At 73.7% G+C, this 9,643-nt stretch carries 8 protein-coding genes and 1 pseudogene; 7 read left to right on the top strand and 2 right to left on the bottom strand.

Annotation, left to right across the window (positions count from 1 at the left end):
• Positions 1-383: 383 nt before the first annotated feature.
• Positions 384-2,246 (bottom strand): hypothetical protein, encoded by a 1,863-nt coding sequence (locus tag V6V89_RS40405; RefSeq protein WP_334624998.1) that lies wholly within the window; start codon positions 2,244-2,246, stop codon positions 384-386.
• Between V6V89_RS40405 and V6V89_RS42010 the strand changes: the two are divergent.
• A pseudogene (locus V6V89_RS42010) lies at positions 2,235-2,829 on the top strand (Replicase polyprotein 1ab); the annotation flags it as partial. The gene V6V89_RS40405 and the pseudogene V6V89_RS42010 sit on opposite strands and share 12 nt — an antisense overlap.
• A gap of 496 nt (positions 2,830-3,325) precedes the next feature.
• Entirely contained in the window at positions 3,326-4,318 is a 993-nt protein-coding gene (locus tag V6V89_RS40395) for an HAD-IIA family hydrolase (protein ID WP_334624997.1), read from the top strand.
• A gap of 7 nt (positions 4,319-4,325) precedes the next feature.
• On the opposite strand, the gene V6V89_RS40390 is transcribed toward V6V89_RS40395, so the two are convergent.
• Positions 4,326-4,664: an SCP2 sterol-binding domain-containing protein gene (locus tag V6V89_RS40390; RefSeq protein WP_334624995.1), complete on the bottom strand. Its 339-nt coding sequence runs from the start codon at positions 4,662-4,664 to the stop codon at positions 4,326-4,328.
• A 115-nt stretch (positions 4,665-4,779) separates the two neighbouring features.
• Here V6V89_RS40390 and V6V89_RS40385 point away from each other — a divergent pair, with 115 nt between their 5' ends.
• From V6V89_RS40385 to recN, 5 genes are all read left to right on the top strand, one after another.
• On the top strand, positions 4,780-5,481 hold the full coding sequence (locus V6V89_RS40385) for a phasin family protein (protein ID WP_442935315.1): 702 nt from the start codon (positions 4,780-4,782) through the stop codon (positions 5,479-5,481).
• Positions 5,478-5,741 carry a hypothetical protein gene (locus V6V89_RS40380; protein ID WP_334624994.1) on the top strand — a complete coding sequence of 88 codons (264 nt, stop codon included), beginning with the start codon at positions 5,478-5,480 and terminating at the stop codon, positions 5,739-5,741. The genes V6V89_RS40385 and V6V89_RS40380 overlap by 4 nt, the downstream gene beginning before the upstream one ends.
• A complete protein-coding gene (locus V6V89_RS40375) occupies positions 5,741-6,532 on the top strand; it encodes a TlyA family RNA methyltransferase (protein WP_334624993.1) in 792 nt (263 codons plus the stop codon). The genes V6V89_RS40380 and V6V89_RS40375 overlap by 1 nt, the downstream gene beginning before the upstream one ends.
• A complete protein-coding gene (locus tag V6V89_RS40370) occupies positions 6,532-7,413 on the top strand; it encodes an NAD kinase (RefSeq protein ID WP_334624992.1) in 882 nt (293 codons plus the stop codon). The genes V6V89_RS40375 and V6V89_RS40370 overlap by 1 nt, the downstream gene beginning before the upstream one ends.
• Before the next feature lie 62 nt (positions 7,414-7,475).
• Positions 7,476-9,185: a DNA repair protein RecN gene (gene recN / locus V6V89_RS40365; RefSeq protein ID WP_334624991.1), complete on the top strand. Its 1,710-nt coding sequence runs from the start codon at positions 7,476-7,478 to the stop codon at positions 9,183-9,185.
• Positions 9,186-9,643: the final 458 nt, after the last annotated feature.

Genomic DNA, 9,643 nt, shown 5'->3' with positions numbered 1-9,643 from the left:
CCAGCGCCGATGGTACTGCACTCGGGAGGGTGTGGGAGAGTAGGACACCGCCGGACATCTTTCCATTTGAGGGCCACCCCACTTGGGGTGGCCCTCAATGTGTGTTTGGCCTCGGCGGGGCGGGGCAGGCGGCGACAGGCCGCCCCGAGCGAGCGGCCCTCGTCGAGTACAGGGAGGATGTACCTGTGAGTGAGGATCCCCGCGGGCGTAACCCGCGGTATCGAGCCCAGCCGGACGACCAGGGATCGGGCGACCGCGACGGCGGCCGCCGTCGCGACGACCGCGGTTTCTCGGGTGGCCAGCGGGGCGGATACAGCGGCGGCCGCGAAGGCGGCTCGCGCGGGGGTTCCCGCGAGGGCGGCTTCCGTGGCCGCGACGACCGCTCAGGCTCCGGCGACCGTGGCGCGAGCGGCCGACCAGGCGCAGACCGGTCCGGCCGCGGCTCCGGTGACCGCGAGGGCGGCTTCCGTGGCCGCGACGATCGGCCGGGCTTCCGCGACCGCGCGGGAGGCTCGGGCGGCTCGGGTGGGTTCCGCGACGGCGGCCGGGGCGGGCGCGATGGCGGCGACCGTGGTGGCTTCCGCGACAGGACTGGCGGCGACAGGGCCGGCGGAGCACGCGACGGCGGCTTCCGCGGGCGCGATGACCGACCGGGCTTCCGTGACCGTGGCGACCGCCCAGGCGGCGACCGGCCCCGCGGTCCCCGTGACGGTGGCGGCGAAGGTGGTTTCCGCGGCGGTCGGGACCGCGACGACCGGGGTGGTTTCCGCGATGGCGCGGGCTACCGCGGTGGACCGCGCTCCGACGACGGCCCACGCGGTGGTGGCCGGTTCGGTGGCGACCAGCGTTCCTTCCGTGGCCGCGAAGGTGGCGGCTACCGCGACCGTGACGACCGTCCCGGCTTCCGTGACAGCGGCCCGCGCCGCGACGGCGGTGACCGGGCAGGCGCCGGCGGCCGTGACGGTGGTGGTGACCGGGGCGGGTTCCGTGACCGTGACAGCGGTCCGCGCCGGGACGGCGACCGTGGCGGTTTCCGTGACGGTGGTCCGCGTCGTGATGGTGGTGACCGGGGCGGGTTCCGTGACCGTGACAGCGGTCCGCGCCGCGACAGTGGTGACCGGGGCGGCTTCGGCGGCCGTGACAGCGGTCCGCGTCGCGATGGTGACCGTGGCGGTTTCCGTGACGGTGGTCCGCGCCGTGATGGTGGTGACCGGGGCGGGTTCCGCGACCGTGACAGCGGTCCACGCCGCGATGGCGACCGTGGCGGGTTCCGCGATAGCGGTCCGCGCCGTGACGGTGGCGACCGCGGTGGCTTCCGCGACAGTGGTCCGCGCCGCGATGGCGGCGAGCGAGCTGGCTTCGGCGGCCGTGACAGTGGTGGCGACCGGGGCGGGTTCCGCGACCGTGACAGCGGTCCGCGCCGCGATGGCGACCGTGGCGGGTTCCGCGATAGCGGTCCGCGCCGTGACGGTGGCGACCGCGGTGGCTTCCGCGACAGTGGTCCGCGCCGCGATGGCGGCGAGCGAGCTGGCTTCGGCGGCCGTGACAGTGGTGGCGACCGGGGCGGGTTCCGCGACCGTGACAGCGGTCCGCGCCGCGATGGCGACCGTGGCGGGTTCCGCGATAGCGGTCCGCGCCGTGACGGTGGCGACCGCGGAGGCTTCCGCGATGGCGGTACACGCCGTGAGGGCGGGTTCGGCGGCCGCGACAATGGGCCGCGTCGCGATGGCGGCGACCGTGGTGGCTTCCGCGACGGTGGCGACCGGGGCGGCTTCCGCGAGGGCGGGCCGCGCCGGGACGGTGACCGTGGCGGGTTCGGCGGTCGGGCAGACCGCGCGGGTGCCGGGGAGCGCTCGGGCTCGCGGGACGGCGGTCGCGGCGGCTATGACCGGCCGGGCTTCCGGGATCGCGACGGGCGTCCGGGGCTCCGTGACGACCGCGCGGGGCGGGGCGGCGACCGGCCCGGATTCGGTGGCGGCGACCGTGGTGAGCGGCCGCAACGCGACGGTGACCGGCCGTTCCGAGGGGAGCGGCGGTTCGATCGCCGGGACGACGGGGCGCCTCGTGACGACCGTGGCCCGGACGACCGTGACCAGGGACGCGACGGCGGCGAGAGCGGCGAGCGGACCGAGCGGACGGCCACGCCGGTGCTGTCCGACGACATCGAGGCCTCCGACCTGGCAGGCGAGGTGCGCGCCGAGCTGCTGTCGCTGGCCAAGCCCGTCGCCGACACGGTGGCGCGGCACCTGGTGGCGACCGGCAAGCTGATCGACGAAGATCCCGAGGAGGCGCTGGCGCACGCCGTCGCGGCGCGCCGGCTGGCGTCGCGGATCTCCGCCGTGCGGGAGGCGGTCGGGCTGGCCGCGTACCACGTCGGGGAGTGGCAGACGGCGATCGCGGAGCTGCGTACCTACCACCGGATGAGCGGCACGCAGACGCACCTCGCGGTGGTCGCCGACAGTGAGCGGGCGCTCGGGCGGCCGGAGCGGGCGATCGACCTGTTCCGGGCGGCGGACAGGTCCACAATGGACCCGGCCGAGGCCGTGGAGCTGCTGATCGTGGCGGCCGGTGCCCGGGGCGACCTCGGGCAGAAGGACGCCGCTGTCGCGATGCTTCAGGTGCGCGAACTGACCGCGGACCCGGCCGAGCCGTGGACCGCGCGGCTGCGGTACGCGTACGCCGACATGCTGCTCGCTGTGGATCGCCGCGACGAGGCGCGGGAGTGGTTCGCGCGGGCGGCGGAGGTCGACGAGGACTCGGTCACCGACGCGGCCGAGCGGTTGCTCGAACTCGACGGTGTGGTGCTGGAAGGCGACGAGGCCGACGAGGACGAGGATGAGCCCGGCTACGACGCTGTCGCGGACCGGGACGCCATCGGCGACGAGGCCGACGAAGACGACGAGGCCGACGTAGAGGAGCTCGACGAGGCCGAGGCCGTCTACGACGAGGAAGACGCCTACGACGAGGACGCCGACGCTGCGGCCGACGAAGACGCGGATGACGAAGACGCGGATGACGAAGACGCGGACGCGGAGGACGTGGAAGCGGCCCTTGACGAGGACGACGTCGACGAGGGCGACGCGGACGAGGGCGACGCGGACGAAGAGGGCGTGGCCGCGGTCCTTGACGGGGAGCCTGACGAAGACGAGGACGAGGTCGTTCAGGCGGACGCCGCCCAGGACAAGGTCGCTGAGGACAAGGTCGCTGAGGACGAGTTCGCCTACGCGGCTGAGGACGAGGCCGCCGCGAAGCCGGCCGATGCCGACGCCAAGCCGAAGGGCAGCGGCGACGGCGATGGCGTGACAACCGGGAAGACCGACGAGTCGTGAGTACGGGCAAGCGGCTGGTCGACGGGTACGACCTGGTCATCTTCGACCTGGACGGGGTCGTCTACCTGATCGACCGGCCGATTCCCGGTGCCGTGGAAACGGTGACCGAGCTGCACCGCGCCGGCACCGCGCTGGCGTACGCGACGAACAACGCCTCCCGCCGCTCGGGTGAGGTCGCCGATCTGCTGACGGCTTTGGGCGTACCGGCGGCTGCTGACGAGGTGCTCACCTCAGCTGGCGCCGCGGCGGCCGTGTTGGCAGAGCGGCTGTCGCCCGGTGATCGTGTCCTGGTGGTGGGCGCCGAGGCGCTGCGCGCCGAGGTGCGTGAGGCCGGCCTTTCGCCGGTGTCGGCGGCGGGTGACGCGCCGGTGGCGGTGGTGCAGGGGTACGGGCCGGAGGTGGGCTGGGCCGACCTGGCCGAGGCGTGCGTGGCCGTGCGCGGTGGGGCGCTGTGGGTGGCGACCAACACCGACCGGACGCTGCCGAGCCCGCGCGGGCCGTTGCCGGGCAACGGGTCTCTGGTGGCGGCGCTGCGGACGGCGCTGGGCCGGGACCCGGACGTGGTGGTGGGCAAGCCAGAGCCGGAGCTGTTCGCGACCGCGGCGCGGTTGGCGGGTGCGCGGCGGCCGTTGGTGGTCGGCGACCGGCTGGACACCGACATCGAGGGCGCGGTGCGGGCCGGCATGGACAGCCTGCTGGTGCTGACCGGGGTGTCCGGGGCGGCCGAGCTGTTGGCGGCCCCGCAGTCGCGGCGGCCGACGTTCGTGGCGGCGGACCTGTCGGGGCTGTTCGAGGCGGACGAGGCGGTGCGGGTGCCGCCGGTGGCCGTCGATGGTTGGCACCTGGACGATGACGGGCTGTCGGGCAGCGGCGCGGCGGTGGACGCGCTGCGCCTGCTGTGTGGCGTGGCGTGGGCCGGCGGCGACGCCGCGGCGGTCAAGCCCGCGTCGTCGGCCGCGCGGGACGCCTGGCACGCGCTCGGTCTCTGACTGCCGGTCAGAGGAGCTTGCGCAGCTTCAGCAGGTCGAAAGGGCTGGCGCCTATCGACACGCGGCGGGTGGCCATCGCGCGGGCGAAGTCCAAGCGGCCCTCTACCAGGGCTACCAGGTCGTCGCTGGTGGTCGTCAGGGTGATCTTGGCGCGCGGGTCGTCGCCGTCAGTGATGTCTTGCAGGCGGCCGCCGGCCAGGCGCGCGTGGAAGGCCACGCCGAGGTCAGTCACCCGGCAGGCGAGCGTGCGGTCGAGGTCGATCCGCTTGCCGCCGCTGGCCGCGCTGGCCTCCAGCTTGGCGGCGAGCCGGTCCAGCGCCTGCCGGCACTCCTGCACGGTGGCCACGGCAGCCTCCTCATCGTGCGCGCCACAACTGATCCACCGCACGGTACCTCAAGGTCCGTGTCAGCTGAGCGGTAGCGTGACAGGTGAACTTTTGACTCCGGCGGAAGGACGCGGGATGGAAGCGTGGCGGGCATACCTCGAGCTTGCTCTGGGGCTCACCGAGGCGTCGCGCAAGAAGGCGCAGAAGGCGGCCAAGAAGCTCGTCGGCAAGGGTGGCGCGACGGCCGGCCAGTTGCAGGCGATGGCCGAGGAGCTGGTCGCCACCAGCGTCGCGAACAGGGAGGCGCTGACCAAGCTGGTGCGGTTCGAGGTGGACCGCGCGCTGGGCAAGGTCGGGCTGGCCACCTCGGACGAGGTCGCCGACCTGACCGCGCGCGTGCGCGAGCTGGAGGAGGAGCTGCGGACCACCAAGACGGCGCCCGCCGCTGCTGCCGCCCCGGCCTCGTCGACGCCGTCCGCACCGGCCAAGAAAGCGGTCGCGAAGAAGACGGTCGCCAAGAAGGCCGTGGCGAAGAAGGCTCCCGCTGAGGTGGCTCCGGCCGTGAAGGCGGCTCCCGAGGCCGCGGCACCCGGTGCGGCTGAGCCGGCTGCGCCTCCCGCCAAGAAGACCGCGCCGACGAAGAAGACCGCGCCGGCCAAGAAGGCGGTGCCCACGGTCGACAACGCGACGCCCGAGCCGGGCTCGGCCGCGGCCGCCACCCCGGTCGACAGCCCGGTCGCGCCAGCGAAGAAGACGAAGACCGTCGCGAAGAAGGCTCCGGCACGCAAGACCTCGCCGGCCAAGAAGGCGGCGCCGCCCCCGGCGGGTGACGCGTGAGCGGGCCGGTACCCGGCCCGTACCGGCCGCCGGTCCCCGCCCCACCGCCCGCTCCCGCCGCGGCGCCGGTCCCTGGACCGCCGCCCGGTGGGGTGTCCGGATCGGACGGTGACGGCTCCGGGTCGGGGCATCCGGCCGTGGACGCGGTGATCCAGTCTCTGGCGAACGCCGCCAACGTGCCGCTGCGGGACCAGATCGCCGAGTACGAGGCCGCGCACCGGACGCTGCAGGAGACGCTCGCCACCATCGACCAGGGCTGATGGCGCGGCGGACCCGGCTGGACGCCGAACTCGTCCGCCGCGGCTTGGCACGCTCCCGCGAGCAGGCCGCGGAGCTGGTCGAGGCCGGGCGGGTACAGGTGCGCGGGGTGCCGGCGCGCAAGGTCGCCGCGATGGTCGACCCCGCCGACCCGCTGCGGGTCGTGGGCGACACCATCGAGTACGTCTCGCGTGGCGGCCACAAGCTCGCTGGCGCGCTGGCGGCGTTCGGTGCGCGGGGGCTGACCGTCGAGGGCAAGCGCTGCCTGGACGCGGGCGCGTCCACCGGCGGCTTCACCGACGTGCTGCTGCGCGCCGGCGCGGCCGAGGTGGTGGCCGTCGACGTCGGCTACGGGCAGCTGGCCTGGCCGTTGCGCAACGACCCTCGGGTACAGGTATTCGAGCGCACGAACGTGCGTACCCTCGTGCCCGAAACCATCGGCGGACCCGCCGCTGTGACGGTGGCCGACTTGTCTTTTATCTCTCTACGGCTGGTGCTGCCGGCGCTGGCCGCGTGCACCGCGCCCGACGGAGATTTGGCCCTGATGGTGAAGCCGCAGTTCGAGGTGGGTAAGGAACGGGTGGGCGCCGGCGGAGTGGTGCGCGAACCGGCGCTGCGCGCCGAGGCGGTGCTCGACGTGGCGGCCGCGGCCCGCACGCTGGGGTTGGGGGTCGCCGGGGTGGTGGCCAGCCCGCTGCCCGGGCCGAGCGGCAACGTCGAGTTCTTTCTCTGGCTGCGCCGGGGCGCGCCGGACGTGGACGAGGAGCAGGTGCACGCGGTGGTGAACAAGTGATGCGGAGTGCCCTGCTGGTGACGCACACCGGGCGGCAGGACAGCACGGAGCACGCCCGGACGGTGGCGGCCGATCTGATCGCGGCCGGGTTCGAGGTGCGGGTTGTCGCCGAGGAGGTGGCCGATCTGGGGCTGCCCGGGGTGATACCGGTGAGCGGGCTGGCGGCGGCTGACGGCACCGAGATCGTCTTCGCGCTCGGCGGTGATGGCACCTTCCTGCGCGCCGCGGAACTGGCGCGGCCGGCGAAGGCGCCGTTGCTGGGAATCAACCTGGGCAAGGTGGGTTTCCTTGCTGAGGCTGAGATTCACGACCTGGACACGGCCGTGCGCGACGTGGTGGCGCGTAACTACACAGTGGACGAACGTCTGACGCTCGACGTCGTCGCCGACGTGGACGGGGAACGGGCCGTCGAGTCGTGGGCGCTCAACGAGGTGAGCGTGGAGAAGGCCCAGCGGGCCCACATGATCGAGCTACTGGTCGATGTGGACGGTCGGCCGCTGTCACGGTACGGGTGCGACGGTGTGGTGTGCGCGACGCCGACGGGTTCGACGGCGTACGCGTTCTCGGCCGGCGGGCCCGTGGTGTGGCCGGAGGTCGAGGCGCTGCTGCTGGTGCCGGTCAGCGCGCACGCGCTTTTCAGCCGGCCGCTGGTGACCGCGCCGACCTCGACCTTCGTGATCACCGTCGACCCGTACACGACCTCCGCGACGATGTGCTGCGACGGGCGCCGCGTGTTCGACCTGCCGCCCGGAGCGCGGGTCACGGTGCGGCGCGGCAGCCTGCCTGTGCGTATCGTGCGCCTCGGGTCGCGGCCGTTCAGTGACCGGCTGGTCGCCAAGTTCGAACTGCCTGTAGAAGGTTGGCGGGGGAATCGCCGGTAACCGGCGTGGCACCCTCCCCTGCGGGTGGTGGGTGTCGGACGGCGCTATTACTGTCTTGAGGCGTGCTGGAAGAGCTTCGCATCACCGGCCTCGGCGTCATCGACGACACCACCCTGCCCTTGACCGGCGGGATGAACGTCATCACTGGTGAGACCGGCGCGGGCAAAACCATGGTCGTCACCGGTCTCGGCCTGCTGTTCGGCGGGCGGGCCGACGCAGGCCGGGTGCGCGCCGACCCTGGCCGGGCGGTCGTCGAGGGGCGGCTTCGTCTTAATGGCACGACGGCGTCCGGGGTGCAGGCCCGCATCGCCGACGCCGGTGCCGAGCCCGACGACGATGGCACGGTGCTGCTGAGCCGCACGGTCACCGTCGAGGGACGGTCGCGGGCCCACGTGGGCGGACGCGGCGCGCCGGTGTCGCTGCTCGCCGACGTGGGCGAGCAGGTCGTCGCCGTCCACGGGCAGTCCGACCAGCTGCGGCTGCTGCGGCCGGCGGAGCAGCGGGCTGCGCTCGACCGGTTCGCCGGGCCCGACCACGAGAAGCTGCTCGACACCTACCGTGAGGCGTACACGCAGTGGCGGCGGGTCGAAGACGACCTGGCCGACCGCCGCCGCAACGCCCGCGAACGCAACCAGGAGGCCGACCTGCTGCGGCTGGGCCTCGACGAGATCACCCGGGTCGACCCGCAAGAGGGCGAAGACGACGAGCTCAAGGCCGAGGCGCAGCGCCTGGAGCACGCGGAAGGCCTGCGGACTGCGGCGGCGCTGGCATACCAGTCGGTGGCCGGCGGTGCCGAGGGCGGCGACGACACGCCCGACGTCACCAGCCTGCTCGGCCTGGCCCGCCGCACCCTCGAAGGGCAGGCCACGGTCGACAGCAAGCTGGGTGACCTGTCGGTCCGGCTCGAAGAGGCCGCCACTCTGATAGGTGACGTCGCCGCCGAGCTGTCCGCGTATCTCGACGCGCTCGACGCCGACCCGGCGCGCCTGGAGACGATCTACGAGCGGCGGGCGGAGCTTCGGGGGCTGACCCGCAAGTACGCCGACGACGTCGACGGAGTGATCGCCTGGGCGACCCGGGCCCGCGAGCGCCTGTCCGACCTGGACACCTCCGACGAGCTGCTCGAGGAGCTCGACCGCGAGCGCCAGCGCCTGGCCGCCGAGGTCACGTCCCTCGGCGAACGGCTCAGCGAGGCACGCCGCGAGGCGGCTGGCCGGTTCGCCGAGCAGGTGACCACCGAGCTCGCCGGGCTGGCCATGCCGCACGCCCGCATCGAGGTGGCGGTGGTGCCGCGCGAGGCGGGGCCAGACGGCGCCGACGAAGTAGAGCTGCGGTTGCTCGCGCACCCCGGCGCGCCGTCGTTGCCGCTGCAGCGCGGCGCGTCCGGCGGCGAGCTGTCCCGGGTGATGCTGGCGATCGAGGTGGTGTTCGCAGGGGCCGGTGGGCCGCCCACGCTGGTGTTCGACGAGGTCGACGCCGGAGTTGGCGGTCAGGCCGCGGTGGAGATCGGTAAGCGGTTGGCGCGGCTGGCGCGCAGCCACCAGGTGCTGGTGGTGACGCATTTGCCGCAGGTGGCCGCGTTCGCCGACCGGCACCTGGTGGTGGCCAAGGACACCGGGGGAGCGGTGACGACCAGCGGCGTACGGGTGGTGGAAGACACCGACCGGGCTCGGGAGCTGGCGCGGATGCTGGCTGGTCTGCCCGACTCGGATCTTGGCATCGCGCACGCGGAGGAGCTGCTGGCGGTCGCCGCCCGCGAAAAGCGCGCCTAGCGCGGCGGCCTGCGAGTTCGCGCCCGTTCACGCCGTCCGCGGAGGCGTGGCGTCCGCGGAGGCGTGGCGTCCGCGTGTTGCCGGGCGTCCGCGTGTTGCGCGGCGCCTCCTTGCCGCCGATCAAGGGTAAACGCACGCGGTTTGATCTCTAAACCGCGTGCGTTTGCCCTTGATCGATGGAGATCTCCTTGATCGACGAGGGCGCGCTGGCGCTGGCCCACGGGAAGGGCCGGAGCGCCCCCGCATGCCGAATCTGGGAGCTGGAGCGTCGCCCTGGGCGACGCTCCAAGATCGCGACGGCGAGCGTGCGGGCGTCGAGTGGTCGGGCCGTTCGGTCTGCGCGGCGCGGACGCCGGCTTCGGACCCGGCGCCAGCGTCGATCAAGGAGATCTTCGTCGATCAAGGGCAAACGCACGCGGAAAAGAGATCGAACCACGTGCGTTTGCCCTTGATCGACG

The organism is Micromonospora sp. CPCC 206061 (assembly GCF_036906915.1).
GTDB lineage: Bacteria > Actinomycetota > Actinomycetes > Mycobacteriales > Micromonosporaceae > Phytohabitans.
The sequence above is the reverse complement of the archived record's forward strand: the minus strand, read 5'-3'. Positions and strand labels throughout refer to the sequence as shown.